Annotated in this window: 14 protein-coding genes; 8 read left to right on the top strand and 6 right to left on the bottom strand. The window is 69.0% G+C overall.

The genetic code is table 11. From position 1 onward, the window contains the following. The first annotated feature begins 60 nt into the window (after positions 1-60). On the top strand, positions 61-426 hold the full coding sequence (locus tag AC1PPL_RS16380; RefSeq protein ID WP_252101780.1) for a hypothetical protein: 366 nt from the start codon (positions 61-63) through the stop codon (positions 424-426). A 40-nt stretch (positions 427-466) separates the two neighbouring features. On the opposite strand, the gene rpe is transcribed toward AC1PPL_RS16380, so the two are convergent. Further along, positions 467-1,147 (bottom strand): ribulose-phosphate 3-epimerase, encoded by a 681-nt coding sequence (gene rpe / locus AC1PPL_RS16375; RefSeq protein ID WP_011803824.1) that lies wholly within the window; start codon positions 1,145-1,147, stop codon positions 467-469. Between the two features lie 121 nt (positions 1,148-1,268). On the opposite strand from rpe, the gene apaG reads away from it, so the two are divergent. The 7 genes from apaG to AC1PPL_RS16340 all read left to right on the top strand — a co-directional run bounded on the left by apaG (position 1,269) and on the right by AC1PPL_RS16340 (position 8,345). Beyond that, a complete protein-coding gene (gene apaG / locus AC1PPL_RS16370; protein WP_012655416.1) occupies positions 1,269-1,676 on the top strand; it encodes a Co2+/Mg2+ efflux protein ApaG in 408 nt (135 codons plus the stop codon). After that, complete coding sequence (locus AC1PPL_RS16365) at positions 1,673-3,655, top strand: site-specific recombinase (protein WP_312300476.1); 1,983 nt, start codon at positions 1,673-1,675, stop codon at positions 3,653-3,655. Before apaG ends, AC1PPL_RS16365 begins: the two co-directional genes overlap by 4 nt. Before the next feature lie 181 nt (positions 3,656-3,836). Beyond that, complete coding sequence (locus AC1PPL_RS16360) at positions 3,837-5,102, top strand: cation:proton antiporter (RefSeq protein WP_479973713.1); 1,266 nt, start codon at positions 3,837-3,839, stop codon at positions 5,100-5,102. Continuing rightward, positions 5,092-6,216, top strand: a complete 1,125-nt coding sequence (locus tag AC1PPL_RS16355; RefSeq protein ID WP_479973712.1) for a YbdK family carboxylate-amine ligase — start codon at positions 5,092-5,094, stop codon at positions 6,214-6,216. Before AC1PPL_RS16360 ends, AC1PPL_RS16355 begins: the two co-directional genes overlap by 11 nt. Before the next feature lie 15 nt (positions 6,217-6,231). After that, the gene (gene thiL / locus AC1PPL_RS16350; protein WP_479973711.1) at positions 6,232-7,206 is read left to right on the top strand and encodes a thiamine-phosphate kinase; all 975 of its coding nucleotides are present in this window, start codon (positions 6,232-6,234) and stop codon (positions 7,204-7,206) included. 63 nt (positions 7,207-7,269) lie between these two features. Then, complete coding sequence (locus AC1PPL_RS16345; RefSeq protein WP_479973710.1) at positions 7,270-7,800, top strand: phosphatidylglycerophosphatase A family protein; 531 nt, start codon at positions 7,270-7,272, stop codon at positions 7,798-7,800. Positions 7,801-7,805: 5 nt separating this feature from the next. Next, positions 7,806-8,345, top strand: a complete 540-nt coding sequence (locus AC1PPL_RS16340; protein WP_479973709.1) for a CinA family protein — start codon at positions 7,806-7,808, stop codon at positions 8,343-8,345. Positions 8,346-8,485: 140 nt separating this feature from the next. Here the strand turns inward: AC1PPL_RS16340 and AC1PPL_RS16335 are convergent, their stop codons facing one another. The 5 genes from AC1PPL_RS16335 to AC1PPL_RS16315 all read right to left on the bottom strand — a co-directional run bounded on the left by AC1PPL_RS16335 (position 8,486) and on the right by AC1PPL_RS16315 (position 13,325). Further along, the gene (locus tag AC1PPL_RS16335; protein WP_479973708.1) at positions 8,486-9,316 is read right to left on the bottom strand and encodes a YecA/YgfB family protein; all 831 of its coding nucleotides are present in this window, start codon (positions 9,314-9,316) and stop codon (positions 8,486-8,488) included. A gap of 482 nt (positions 9,317-9,798) precedes the next feature. Then, positions 9,799-11,100, bottom strand: coding sequence for a UDP-N-acetylglucosamine 1-carboxyvinyltransferase (locus AC1PPL_RS16330; RefSeq protein WP_287802763.1), 1,302 nt, complete (start codon positions 11,098-11,100; stop codon positions 9,799-9,801). Continuing rightward, positions 11,088-11,573, bottom strand: a complete 486-nt coding sequence (locus tag AC1PPL_RS16325; protein WP_270174815.1) for a putative toxin-antitoxin system toxin component, PIN family — start codon at positions 11,571-11,573, stop codon at positions 11,088-11,090. Before AC1PPL_RS16325 ends, AC1PPL_RS16330 begins: the two co-directional genes overlap by 13 nt. Further along, positions 11,563-12,885 carry a THUMP domain-containing class I SAM-dependent RNA methyltransferase gene (locus AC1PPL_RS16320; protein ID WP_047349340.1) on the bottom strand — a complete coding sequence of 441 codons (1,323 nt, stop codon included), beginning with the start codon at positions 12,883-12,885 and terminating at the stop codon, positions 11,563-11,565. The genes AC1PPL_RS16325 and AC1PPL_RS16320 overlap by 11 nt, the downstream gene beginning before the upstream one ends. Continuing rightward, on the bottom strand, positions 12,882-13,325 hold the full coding sequence (locus AC1PPL_RS16315) for an acyl-CoA thioesterase (protein ID WP_479973707.1): 444 nt from the start codon (positions 13,323-13,325) through the stop codon (positions 12,882-12,884). The genes AC1PPL_RS16320 and AC1PPL_RS16315 overlap by 4 nt, the downstream gene beginning before the upstream one ends. Between the last annotated feature and the right edge of the window lie 2 nt (positions 13,326-13,327).

Raw genomic sequence — 13,327 nt, 5'->3', positions numbered from 1 at the left:
CCTACGCTGGACAGCCATTGTTGGAACCGTCAAAACCATCGCCCTTCAGGAGGTCATCCCATGGCATTGCATCGATTCACCGCCCTGCTTCCCGCCGCATTGTTGCTGTGCGCCGGCGCGGCGCAGGCTGCCAACGAAGTGCGCAGCCAGTACAGCAGCGATCGTGCCGCCTGCGCGTCCGTGCCCGCGGAAAGCCGCGCAGCATGCGTACGCGAGGCAGGGGCGGCCGCCCAGGCCGCGCGCGCCGGCCAGCTGTCCAGCAGCGACACCAGTATCTATGAGCGCAACGCGCTGGCCCGCTGCGAGGCCTTCAAGACTCCACAGGATCGGTCCGATTGCGAGGCGCGCGTGCGCAGCAGTGCCACGGTGTCGGGCTCCGTGGAAGGCGGTGGCGTGCTGCGCGAAGCCACCACGCCGGTGCAATAGGCTTTTTCAGCGGATTGCGATCAAGCCGCGCGGCGGCGCCTCACGCCAGTTCGGCGCGCATGGCGTCGATCACTGCCTTGTAGTCGCTCTTGCCGAAGATGGCGCTGCCTGCAACGAACGTGTCCGCGCCCGCATCCGCCACCCGGCGGATGTTGTCGGCCTTGATGCCACCGTCCACCTCCAGGCGGATGTCCTTGCCCGAGGCCTCGATGCGCCTGCGGGCCGCTTCGATCTTGCGCAGCGTGCTGTCGATGAAGCTCTGTCCGCCAAAGCCGGGGTTCACGCTCATCAACAGGATCAGGTCGATGTCCTCGATCACCCAGTCCAGCACGTCAAGCGGCATGGCGGGGTTGAAGGTCAGGCCCGCCTTGCAGCCCTGCGCGCGGATGTTCTGAATGCTGCGGTGCACGTGCGCCGAGGCATCGGGGTGGAAGCTGATGAGGTCCGCCCCCGCCTTGGCAAACGCCGTTGCCAGTTCGTCCACGGGCTGCACCATCAAGTGCACGTCGATCGGTACGGCGTGCCCTGCGGGCGTCACGGCATGGGGCTTGAGGGCCTGGCACACCATGGGGCCGAAGGTGAGGTTGGGCACATAGTGGTTGTCCATCACGTCAAAGTGGATCCAGTCGGCGCCGGCGGCGATGACGTTGCGCACTTCTTCGCCCAGGCGGGCAAAGTCGGCAGACAGGATGGAGGGGGCGATGCGGTAGGTGCGGCTCATGGCCGCGATTGTCGCAGTTGACGCCGCCGCGGCGCGACGTTCGCATGCCGGGCACAGCCGGAGCGGGGCCTTAGCAGGCCTTGTGCGACGCGGGCCGCACCATCGCCGCTACCATTGCACGATGCCGAAATATCAGTTCCAGGTGGAGGTGCAGCCGCAGTACCTACCCGACGAGTCCGCGCCCGACGAAGGCGTATACAGCTTTGCCTACACCATCACGATCACCAACACGGGCGACGTGACCGCGCAGCTGATTTCACGCCACTGGATCATCTCCGACGCCAATGGCCACACCGAGCAGGTCAAGGGCCTGGGCGTGGTGGGCCAGCAACCGCTGCTCAAGCCCGGTGAGGCATTTCAGTACACCAGCGGCTGCCGCCTGCGCACCGCCAGCGGCAGCATGCACGGCAGCTATTTCTGCGTGGCCGAGGATGGTGAGCCGTTCACCTGTCCGATCGAGCTATTCGTGCTGGAGGCCTTCTCGCCCGGCCAACCGGGCCAGCCCATGGCGGCAAGGGTGCTGCATTGAGCCGCAGCGGCCCTGACCTGGCGCAGCTGCTCGCCGGTATCGACCCGACCGCACCGCTGGCACAGCGGCACTTGCAACTCATCGCCGTGCTGGATTGGGTGCGTGGCGACGGCCAGTCCACAGAGGGCGCCGCAGGCCGCGTGGCCCTGCTGGTCGAAGCGGCGGAACGCTCGCCCGACATCCAAGTGCGGCTGCAGGCCTGGTGGGCAGCGCTCACGCAACAGGTGGACATCACCACGCTGCTGGCGGACTTCGGCTTTGCCCAGCGCACCTCCATGGCCAGCGAGCTGGCCGAGCGCGTGCGCTACAAACTGCTGCCCTCCAGCCCCGAAACGCTGGATGCGTCGGAGTTGTTCATGCTGGCGCTGCCAGGCGATTTCGACGCGCGCTGGCTGGCGTCGCTGGACGAAACCCTGCTGGGCCGCCTGCTGGCCGTGCTGGTGCCCGCCAGCGAGCAGGGCGGCGCCAGCCATTGGCAGCGCGCACTGCTGGACGCCATCACCTACTGCGCCGGGCAGATCCTGTCCACCGGCTTTGCGCCCGAGCTGCGTCTGCGCATGAGCGAGGAGGCGCGCGAGGCCCAGCCCTTTCATGCGCTGATCCGCGACGTGGAGAGCCTGCGCGTGGAGGTGGAGCACCCGCTGCGCACCGGCGACCGCCTGCAGGAAGCCGTGCAGCGCCTGCGCGAGCGCCTGGACGCCTGCCGCGCCGCCACCAACACGGTGTATGCACACTTCGAGGACAACGGCATCTCCGTGGGCCTGGTGTTTCGCCTGCGCCAGCTGCGCGAGCGCATCCTGCGCGTGCGCGAGCTGCTGGAATGCCTGCTGTCGCCCCGCCCCGCCGTGGCAGCGGCCAAGTTCCTTGCGCGCCTGGTGACCGTGGGGCGCGAGCGGCGCAGCCTGCGTGCGCTGGTGGCGTCCAACTCGTCCATGCTGGCGGCCAAGGTCGCCGAGCGCAGTGCCGAGACGGGCGCGCACTACATCACCCGCACGGCGGGCGAATACCTGGCCATGGTGCGCAAGGCGGCCGGCGGCGGGCTGGTGATGGCCTTCACCACGCTGGCCAAGTTCGGGCTGTACGCGCTGGCGCTGTCCGCGTTCTGGGGCGGCTTCATGGCGGGCGTGAACTACGCCGTCAGCTTCGTGCTGATCCAGCTGCTGCACTTCACGGTGGCCACCAAGCAGCCCGCCATGACGGCACCCGCCATGGCCGCCAAGCTCAAGGACCTGGACGAGGCGCAGGGGCTGGAGTCCTTCGTGGACGAGGTCGCGCATCTCGTGCGCTCGCAGGTGGCCGCCGTGCTGGGCAACGTGCTGCTGGTGTTCCCCGCGGCGCTCGCCCTGGCGCTGCTTATCGCGCAGATGCTCGGGCAGCCGGCCATCGGCACGGCCCAGGCGGAACACGTGCTGCAGTCGCTGCACCTGCTGGGCCCTTCGCTGCTGTTCGCGGCCTTCACCGGCGTGCTGCTGTTCGCGTCCAGCATTTTCGCGGGCTGGGTGGAGAACTGGTTCGTATTGCGCCGGCTGGACTCGGCCATCCAGTACAACCCGCGCATCACGCACATGCTGGGTGCTGCACGCGCCGCCCGCTGGGCGCGCTTCCTGCGGGGCAACATTTCGGGCTTTGCGGCCAACATTTCGCTCGGCTTCATGCTGGGGCTGACGCCGGCCTTTGCCGCGTTCTTCGGGCTGGGCCTGGATGTGCGCCACGTTACGCTGTCCACCGGGCAGATCGGCGTGGCCAGCGCCACATTGGGCATGGACGTGCTGCACCAGCCTGCTTTCTGGTGGGCCGTGGCCATGGTGCCCTTCAACGGTGCGCTCAACGTCCTCGTCAGCTTCTACCTGGCGTTCCGCCTGGCATTGCGTGCGCACAACGTGGGCAGCGTGGACCGCGCGCGCATCTACCGCGCGCTGCTGGCGCGCTGGCGCAGCGCGCCGCTGGGCTTTTTCCTGCCCCGGCGCCGCACCGTCTGATAAGGTGCGCCCACCGCAGGCTGCGCGCCGTCCTACAGAAGCAACGCGACCGCTGCAGATACATTCAGTTAACAGCCTGGGAACGTAGTCACGTTCCACGCAGCCGCAGCGCGCGCCCTTGGGGCAGGCTGCGCCCGGGCATCCAGCGGGCCTGCCCGCACGAGACAGAGGATCTACAACAATGAATGAGCTGATGAGCTTTTGGGCGCAGTGGCTGCGCCCATCGGCGGGGTTGCCCACGGTGCAGTGGTCGCTGCTGCTGGCCGTGGCCTCCATCACGGGCTATCTGGTGCAACGCTACAGCGGCCTGCCCAAGGTCGTGGGTTACACGCTCGTGGGCACCATCGTGGGCCTGATGGGCTTTGGCGGCGCCGTGTGGCCGCTGCAGGGCATTGGCCTGTTCCTGGTGGAGCTGGGCGTGGCCGTGGTGCTGTTCGAGGCGGGCGGTCGCATTCCGCTGCGCTGGTTCCGCCATAACCCCATGGTGCTGGTGCAGAGCATCGCGGAGTCCGCCTTCACCTATTTCGCGGTGTACTGGACGATGCTGTGGTTCGACGTACCCGAGCGCGCCGCCGGCCCGCTGGCCCTGGTCGCAATGGCGGCATCACCGGCGGTTCTGACGCGCGTGGTGTCCGACACGCGCGCCGCCGGCCCCGTGACCGACCGTGCCGTGGTGCTCGCAACGCTGTCGTCCTTGTATGCGCTGGCGCTGGGCAGCGCGCAGGCCGAGCTCATCAACCGCCCCGGCGTGGGCCTGGTGGGCACGCTGTATCCCGCGCTGGTGGTGCTGGGCGTTTCTGTGGCCGTGGGTGCGCTGCTGTCGCTCATCCTGCGCCTGGCGTTGCGCGTGATGAGCCCGACGAGCGAGAACACCTCCATGCTGCTGATGGCCCTGATCGCCGCCAGCACCGCCGTCACCGCGCACATGGGCGGCTCGGCCCCGCTGGCCGCGCTGCTGGGCGGCATGCTGCTCAAGCAGCTGCACCCGCGCCCCTGGGCCTGGCCGCGGCAGATGGGCACCGCCTCTTCGCTGCTGACGATGCTGATGTTCGTGCTCGTCTCCACCGTCGCCGCGCAGGCCGACTGGAGCGGCCCGGTGGTCGGCGCCGTGCTGGCGCTGATCTTCGTGCGCCTGCTGGCCAAGGCGCTGGGCGTGGGCGTGGGCAACGTGGGCAGTGGCGCCAGCTGGCGCCAGGCCCTGTGGCTGAGCTGCGCCATGGCGCCGATGTCGGCCATCGCATTGCTGGTGGCCTCGCAGTTCGTGGTGGCCTCGGCCTCCACGGGCCACCTGATCGCGCGCATCGCCCTGCCGGCCATCCTGGTGATGGAAGTGCTGGGCGCAGTGATCGCCACCGTGGCCATCTACCGCGCGGGCGAAAGCTCCAAGCCCTGGGCGCCCCTGAGCAGCCGCGGCAGCAACACCGGAGACACCCAACGTGAGTCTTGAAGCCTTCCACCATTCCGAGCCCCTGACGCTGGGCGTCGAGCTGGAACTGCAGCTCGTGAGCACCAACGACTACGACCTCGCGCCCTACGCCGAGGACATGCTGCGCCTCATGAAGAAGGTGCCGCTGCCCGGCAGCGTGGTGCCCGAGATGACCAACAGCATGATCGAGATCTCCACCGGCGTGTGCCACAGCAGCTCTGAGGTGCTGGGCCAGCTCACGCAGATCCGCGACGCGCTGGTCAAGAGCGCGGACAAGCTCAACATCGCCGTCGTAGGCGGCGGCACGCACCCCTTCCAGCAATGGCACGAGCGGCGCATCTACGACAAGCCGCGCTTTCAGGAGCTGTCGCAGCTGTACGGCTACCTGTCCAAGCAGTTCACCATCTTCGGGCAGCACGTGCACATCGGCTGTCCCGACGCCGACTCCGCCCTGCTCATGCTGCACCGCATGAGCCGCTACATACCGCACTTCATCGCGCTGTCGGCCTCCAGCCCGTATGTGCAGGCGCAGGACACGCAGTTCGACTCCGCGCGCCTCAACTCGGTGTTCGCGTTCCCGCTGTCGGGCCGCGCGCCCTGCGTACTCACCTGGAGCGAGTTCGAGCAGTACTTCAACAAAATGACGCGCACCGGCGTGGTCAAGAGCATGAAGGACTTTTACTGGGACATCCGCCCCAAGCCCGAGTACGGCACCATCGAGATCCGCGTGTTCGACACGCCGCTCACCCTCGAGCGCGCCGCGGCGCTGGCCGGCTACGTGCAGTCGCTGGCCGCGTGGTTCCTGGCCGAGCAGCCCTTCACCCCCACCGAGGACGACTACCTCGTCTACACCTACAACCGGTTTCAGGCCTGCCGCTTCGGACTGGACGCGGTGTACGTGGACCCTGCCAGCGGCGACCACATGCCACTGCGCGACCACATCCTGCAGACGCTGGACCACGTGGCGCGCTACGCCGGCACGCATGGCGCATCGGGCGCGCTGCACATGCTGCGCGGTGAGACCGCGCTGGGCCAGAACGACGCCCGCTGGCTGCGCGAGCGCCAGCGCGAAGAGCAGTTGCTGGCCGAGGTCAGCCGCCAGGCCGCGCTGCGCTTTCGCGGGCACGACATCTGAACGCGGCAGCCGCCCATGGGTGAGTTCGACCTGATTGCGCGCTACTTCACGCGCCCGGTGCGCCGTGCGGCGCTGGGCGTGGGCGACGACTGCGCGCTGCTGTCGGTCACGCCCGGCATGCAGCTGGCCGTGTCCAGCGACATGCTGGTCGAGGGCCGCCATTTCTTTGCCGACGTGGACCCCGCGCACCTGGGCCACAAGGCGCTGGCGGTGAACCTGTCGGACCTGGCCGCCTGCGGCGCCAGGCCGCTGGCCTTCACGCTGGCGCTGGCGTTGCCGCGCGTGGATGCGCCCTGGCTGCAGGCGTTTGCGGACGGCCTGCTGCGGCTGGCCGACGCGCACCAGTGCGAACTGGTCGGTGGCGACACCACGCAGGGGCCGCTGAACCTCTGCGTCACCGTGTTCGGCGAAGTGCCCACGGGCCAGGCCCTGCTGCGCAGCGGTGCGCGGGTGGGCGACGACATCTACGTGAGCGGCACGCCCGGCGAGGCGCGCCTGGCGCTGGATGCGCTGCGCGGCCGCCTGGCGCTGCCGCCCGCCGCCCTGCAGCAGTTGCGCCCACGGCTGGAGCAGCCCACACCCCGCGTGGCGCTGGGTCTGGCGCTGCGCGGCGTGGCCAGCAGCGCCATCGACGTGAGCGATGGCCTGCTGGGCGACCTGGGTCACATCCTGAAGGCCTCGGGCGTGGGCGCCTGCGTGGACGCCACCGTCGCTACCAATTTGCTAGCTGCTAGCGCCCAGCAGGCGGGCGCTACAGCCGATTTTGACGCACAAACGCTGATGCAATGCGCGCTGGCCGGCGGCGACGACTACGAACTGGTCTTCACCGCCCCTCCCGCACAGCAGGCCGCCGTGCAGGCCGCCGCGCAGGCCAGCGGTACGCGCGCCACGCGCATCGGCCGCATCGAGGCCGCGCCCGGCCTGCGTGTGGTGGACGGCCAGGGGCAGCCCGTGACGCAGCACTTCGCCTCGTTCGACCACTTCGCCTGACCGCTCCCGCTACCGGGCCGGCGCCGCTGGTAGCATCGGCCGGCACTTGCATCCTTGCCGCCCATGCCCGATACGCCGCCCCCCACCCCGCTGCCGCCCCACGCCCTGCGCCGCTTTCTGTTCGTGCACCCCGCGCACTGCATCGCGCTGGGCTTTGGCAGCGGACTGTCGCGTGTGGCACCGGGCACGGTGGGCACGCTGTGGGGGTGGCTGGCGTTCCTGGTGCTGCAGCTGTGGCTCACGCCGCGCGGCATGGGGCTGCTGATCGCGCTGTCGCTGCTGCTGGGCTGGTGGGCCTGCACCGTCACCGCACGCCACATGCGCGTGGCAGACCCCGGCCACATCGTGTGGGATGAGATCGTCGCGATCTGGATCGTGCTGTGGCTGGCCATGCCCATGGGCTTCTGGGGCCAGCTCGCCGCCTTTGCGCTGTTCCGTTATTTCGATGCCGCCAAACCCGGCCCCGTGACCTGGGCCGACCGGTTGTTCAAGGGCTTCGGCTGGCGCGGCGGCCTGGGGATCATGCTGGACGACCTGGTGGCCGCGTTCTGCACGCTGCTGGTGATCGCGCTGTGGCGCCACTGGTTCGGGTGAGTGCCATGGAACTATCAAAAATAGAGCTACCGGCGCTTGATGGGCGAGCGCTGGAGGCCGATTTGATTCATATCGCCACCACGCTGCTCGCACGCGGCTGGATGCTGGCCACGGCCGAGAGCTGCACCGGCGGCCTGATCGCCGCCGCCTGCACCGACCTGTCGGGGTCGAGCCAATGGTTCGAGCGCGGCTTCGTCAGCTATTCCAACGCCGCCAAGACCGCGCTGCTGGGCGTGCCCGCCGATCTCATCACGGCCCACGGCGCCGTGAGCGAGCCCGTGGCCCGCGCCATGGCCGAGGGCGCCGTGCGCCACAGCGCCGCGCAGGTCAGCGTGGCCGTGACGGGCGTGGCCGGCCCCACGGGCGGCAGCCCGGACAAGCCGGTGGGCACGGTGTGGTTCGGCTGGTGCGTGGCGGGCGCCACCCATTCGGAACTGCGGCGCTTTGCCGGAGACCGCGCCGCCGTGCGCGCCGCCACGGTGCGCCACGCGCTGGGGCGGCTGGCGCAGTTGCTGGCCCAGGCGCCCGCCCCTTCGCGCTCCTGACGGTCCCACTGGGCCTGGCGGCGCCGTAGCACCTGGGCAGGCCCAGAGCGCAATACCGGGCCACCGGCTGCGTGCCGCCCACTCAATGCCGGCGAGTCGAACCGGGCCGCGCCAGGCCAGCTACACCAGGCAAGGCCGCGTCAAGCCGCGCCGCAGCACTTCTTGTACTTCTTGCCGCTGCCGCAGGGGCAGGGGTCGTTGCGGCCGGGCTGCTCGCCCTTGACGATGGTTTCCTGGCGCGGACCCAGGCTGCGCCAGAGCTGGCGCAGGTCGTACACGCCCCAGATGGCCTCGCCAAAGACCTCCAGCCGCTCCTGGCTGGTGCTGGGCGGGCCGTCCTCGGCGTACATGCAGATCTCGGGCTTGCCGGTGTCGTCCTCGGTGAGGGCGACGATGGATTCGAGCGCGCCGTCCAGCCACTGGGCGGCTTCCTTGTCGCGCGGGGTGGCCCAGTCCTCGGGCCAGTTCTCCACGGCGAACATGAAGCCCAGCGCCCAGACCTGGCCGAAGGAAGGAATCTCCTGCCCCGCCATCTCGGCGCGCTCCTCCTCGGGCAGGCTGGCGATGGCGCCGCGCATGTCGATCACCTCGGGCTGGAAGGCGTTGTCGGCGTCCAGCGATTCGGCCTGCTCGTCCAGTTGCGCCTGCACCTCGGCGCGGCGCAGCTCCCACAAGGCAAGGAAGCGCTCCTGCTGCGCCAGGTCCTTGAACGTGGGTACCAGCGGCAGGGGCTCGCCTTCGGCCACGTCCAGTTCCAGGCCGTCGCCTAGCAGCATGGGCAGCCATTCCGCCGCGGGCACGGGGCGGCGCGTGCAGACCAGCGCCGTCAGGAAGCCGTCGCAGAACTCCCACTGCGGCACATCTTCCTCACGCGTGCGCAGGTCGTCCAGCAGGCTGTCGAGTTCATCCAGTTCGTCCGGCCCCAGGGCGGAGGCGGCGGCGGATGCGGGGATGTCGGAGGTGGCATTCATGCGGAATCGGGCGGGGCTTGGACCCGCGGGCTAAGGAGGAGGAGAAACAGGGCCCCAGGAGGCCTGAGGCGCGCAGTGTAACGTCGTAGGTTGCGCGTTAGCTATTGTATTAATAGCTGTTCGCGCTTATTACACAAGCGCTAGAGCTTGATTTGGCCTTAAAAACAGAAACGCCCCATGCCAGGGCAATGGGGCGCAGCGGTCGGTAACAAAGGGCTGTCTGGGCGGCCCACCCAGCCTTATTGGCTGGCGATTTCCAGATGGGCCTCGCGGGCTTCTTGGATGAACTCGAGGATCAGACGGACGGCTTCGCGCATGGTGTGGTTTCCTGACTGAGATGCTCATCCGGTGCGGAACGGCGCGCATCTCATACGCCGACCAACACCGGGTTAACCATTAAGTGTTAACCCTTAGGCGTAAGTATAAACCACAATCCACTTTTGTGCTGCAGCGCAGCGAAGGCTGGGGCGATCAGGGCGCGGCTACTCCTCTGCCGTCCACTCCACCCGGGCCCCCAGGCTGCGCAGGTTCTCCACAAAGTGCGGGTGCGCGCGGCGGATGGGCGTGGCGTTGCGGATCTCCGAGCGCCCCGGGATACTGGCCGCCACCATGAACAGCGCGATCGCCACGCGGATGATGTAGGGGCTCTCCACCACCGCAGGCGCCAGCGGCCCGCCACCGAAGGTGACGATGCGGTGCGGGTCGGACTGGTACACATGCGCGCCAAACTTGGACAGCTCGCCCGTCCAGCCTAAAGCGCCGTCGTACACCTTGTTCCAGAACATCGCGTTGCCCTGCGCGCGCACGCCCAGCGCGATGAAGATCGGCAGCAGGTCCACGGGGAAATAGGGCCAGGGTGCTGCCTCCACCTTTGTCAGCACGTTGGCGGTGAAGGGCGTCTGCACCGTGAGCGGCCCGTCCACGAAGGCGCGCGACCAGCCGTCCCGGTGCTCCACGCGCACGCCGAATTTGGCAAACGTGCGGTCGATCAGCGGGAAGTTCTCCGGTGCGCTGTTCTTCACCACCACGTCGCCGCCGGTGATGGCCCCCAGCGCCAGGAAGGTGGTGATCTCGTGGAAATCCTCGGCAAAGCGGAATTCACCGCCCCCCAGCTCGCCGCCGCCATGCACCGTAAGCCGCGAGGTGCCCACGCCCTCGATCTGCGCGCCCAGCATTTGCATGAAGCGGCAGAACTCCTGCACGTGCGGCTCGGACGCTGCGTTGGTCAGCGTGGAGGTGCCCTGCGCAGCCACGGCGCACAGCACGAAGTTCTCGGTGGTGGTCACCGAGGCATAGTCCAGCCAGTGGTGCACCGGCGTGAGCATGCCTACGCGGCGCACCAGCAGCGAGCCCTCGGCCCGCTCCACCTGGCCGCCGAAGCTGCGAAAGACCTCCACATGCGGGTCGATCTCGCGCACACCCAGGGTGCAGCCCTTCACGTTGTCCTCCAGCCGCGCCACGCCGAAGCGCGCCAGCAGCGGCGGCACCAGCATGATGGACGAGCGCATCTCCTCGGGCAGGCGGTGCGTGGCGGCGTCGAAGTGCGTGGCCTGGTGATGCAGTTCCAGCGTGGCGCTGGCATGGTCCCAGCGCACCTCGCTGCCCAGGGTGCGGAAGATCTCCAGGATCTTGCGCACGTCGGTGATGTCGGGCACGCCCACCAGGCGCAGCGGCGCGCGCGTGAGCAGCGTGGCGCACAGCACGGGCAGCACCGCGTTCTTGTTGGCCGAGGGGGTGACGCGGCCACGCAGCGGCGTGCCGCCATGCACGATCAGGTTGGACATGGTTCGCAAACCTCTTCAAAAACAATAGCTGCCACCGCATGCGTGTCCTGCGTCAACAGCCGTTTTCGCATGCAAAGCACAGCCTTGTCCTTGGACACGATGATGGCGCGGTGCGCGACCGCCAGGTCGATGAACTTCTGGTCGTCCGCGTCCTTGCAGGCCCAGGGCGCGCGCGGCGCCACCTCGACCAGGCGCACGCCCGCGTCGAACGCCGTCAGTACGTCATTCGCGCCCACGCCGTAATACGCCATGCGCGGCTGCAGGTGGGTGTACTGCAGCACGCGCTCCAGCTCGTCCCGCATGTGCTGCGTGGCGATCCAGTCCAGGCGCTGGGCCTGCAGCAGCGCACGCACGGTGGCCACGGCCGCGTCGGCGAAGATGAACAGGTCGAGCACGATGTTGGTGTCCAGCACCACGACACGCGCGCTCTCGCCCGCCGGCGCCACGGCAGGCAGGCGCAGCTCAGGACGCATCCGAGGCTCCGCCGGCCGGCGCACCCGGCGCACCGTTGGCCGCGCCGCCCTCCCCCGCGTGGCCGGCGCGCGGCCGATCCCGCACGGCGCCCGCCACGAGGTCGAAGCGGAACAGGCGGCATTCGATGGGGCCGTTCCACAGCGGCACGCGGCGCGACTCCTTCAGGCGCATCTTGCCGGGCAGCTTGAGGTCGGGCGTGAGCATCCAGGCCTGCCAGCCGGCGTAGTGCTTCTTCCAGTGCGCGGCCAACTGCGCGAAGAAGTCCACGCCGTCCTCGGTCTGCGCCGTCTCGCGGCCCATGCGCTCGACCGTGGACATGCGCTCACGCGCATTGCGCCCCGCCGTGCCCGCCGCGGCGATGCGCTCGCCATACGGCGGATTCAGCAGCATCACCCCGGGTTGTTCACTGGGCGGCATGCGCTGCAGCGCATCGCCGCCGCGCAGCTGCACCGCGTCGGCCACGCCGGCGCGCACGGCGTTGCGCTGGGCAAAGTCCACCATGCGGTGCGACACGTCGCTGCCAAAAATCGGCACCGAGGCCGCGGTAACGGCGCTGGCCGCTTCATCCTTGATAGCAGACCAGACATGGGCCTGGTGCGGCAATAGCTTCTCGAAGGCAAAGCGCCGCTGCAGGCCCGGCGCGATGCGGCAGGCGATCTGCGCGGCCTCGATGACCACGGTGCCGCTGCCGCAGCAGGGGTCGTACAGCGGCAGCGGCTGCTCGCCATGCGGGTCCCAGCCGGTGGCGGCGATCATGGCGGCGGCCAGCGTTTCCTTGAGCGGCGCGTCGCCCTTGTCCTCGCGCCAGCCGCGTTTGAACAGCGGCTCGCCCGAGGTGTCGATGTAGATCTGGGCGCGGTCGCTGGTCAGGTGCAGGTGCACGCGCACGTCGGGCCACTGCGTCTGCACGTCGGGACGCACGCCGGCCTTGGCGCGGAAGCGGTCGGCCACGGCATCCTTCACGCGCAGCGCGGCGAAGTTCAGGCTCTTGAGCGGGCTGTGCTGGGCCGTCACCTCCACCTTGAAGCTCTGGCGCGGGGTGAACCAGATCTCCCAGGCCACGTCGGCCGCGGCGGCATAGATATCGTCCTCGTTGCGGTAGGGCCGCTCGGCCAGTTGCACCAGCACGCGTTGCGCCAGGCGGCTGTGCAGGTTCAGGCGCAGCGCGTCGCGCCAGGAGGCGCGCAGCAGCACGCCCGCGCGGCCCACGAGCAGGTCCTGCCCGGCCAGCCCCGTGAGGCTGTGCACCTCGTCGGCCAGATAGCCCTCCACGCCAGCGGCGCAGGGCAAAAAGAGTTGAAGCTGGTTCATTGCGGCTGTGCTGCGCGCTGCAGCAATGGCTGGAGCACGGATTCAGGAATGGGTGCGGGCTTGCGGGCCGCCCGGTCGATGAAGACGATGCCGGTCTTGCCGCGCGCGATCTCGCGCCCCTGGCTCTTCTCGGTCATCCGGAAGACGAGGTCGAAGCCGTAGCTGTTGAAGTCCTGCGGCGTCATCTCCACGCGCAGCGTCTCGCCGTGGAACGCCTCGGACTTGTACTGCGCCACGATGTCGCCCACCACGGTGGACAGGCCCGCCACGTCGGCCTCGGGGTAGCCCAGCGACTTGAAGAAACGCACGCGCGCCTCGGACACGAGGCTGAGCAACTGCGCGTTGTCCAGGTGCCCGCCCTGGTTGACATGGCTGATGTAGATCTGCAGCTCGGTACTGAAGCCGAAGTGCGGGGGAAGGTCGAAGACGACGCGTGCCATGG

This window comes from Diaphorobacter sp. B2A2W2 (assembly GCF_056730635.1).
This window is presented reverse-complemented; position numbering and strand designations above follow the sequence as displayed.

Coding starts and splice junctions, on each gene's coding strand:
- AC1PPL_RS16325 (WP_270174815.1), bottom strand. CDS start 11,573: ATGCGTCCTGAGCTGCGCCTGCCTGCCGTGGCGCCGGCGGGCGAGAGC.
- apaG (WP_012655416.1), top strand. CDS start 1,269: ATGCCGAAATATCAGTTCCAGGTGGAGGTGCAGCCGCAGTACCTACCC.
- AC1PPL_RS16320 (WP_047349340.1), bottom strand. CDS start 12,885: ATGAACCAGCTTCAACTCTTTTTGCCCTGCGCCGCTGGCGTGGAGGGC.
- AC1PPL_RS16315 (WP_479973707.1), bottom strand. CDS start 13,325: ATGGCACGCGTCGTCTTCGACCTTCCCCCGCACTTCGGCTTCAGTACC.
- thiL (WP_479973711.1), top strand. CDS start 6,232: ATGGGTGAGTTCGACCTGATTGCGCGCTACTTCACGCGCCCGGTGCGC.
- AC1PPL_RS16335 (WP_479973708.1), bottom strand. CDS start 9,316: ATGAATGCCACCTCCGACATCCCCGCATCCGCCGCCGCCTCCGCCCTG.
- rpe (WP_011803824.1), bottom strand. CDS start 1,147: ATGAGCCGCACCTACCGCATCGCCCCCTCCATCCTGTCTGCCGACTTT.
- AC1PPL_RS16360 (WP_479973713.1), top strand. CDS start 3,837: ATGAATGAGCTGATGAGCTTTTGGGCGCAGTGGCTGCGCCCATCGGCG.
- AC1PPL_RS16380 (WP_252101780.1), top strand. CDS start 61: ATGGCATTGCATCGATTCACCGCCCTGCTTCCCGCCGCATTGTTGCTG.
- AC1PPL_RS16330 (WP_287802763.1), bottom strand. CDS start 11,100: ATGTCCAACCTGATCGTGCATGGCGGCACGCCGCTGCGTGGCCGCGTC.
- AC1PPL_RS16340 (WP_479973709.1), top strand. CDS start 7,806: ATGGAACTATCAAAAATAGAGCTACCGGCGCTTGATGGGCGAGCGCTG.
- AC1PPL_RS16345 (WP_479973710.1), top strand. CDS start 7,270: ATGCCCGATACGCCGCCCCCCACCCCGCTGCCGCCCCACGCCCTGCGC.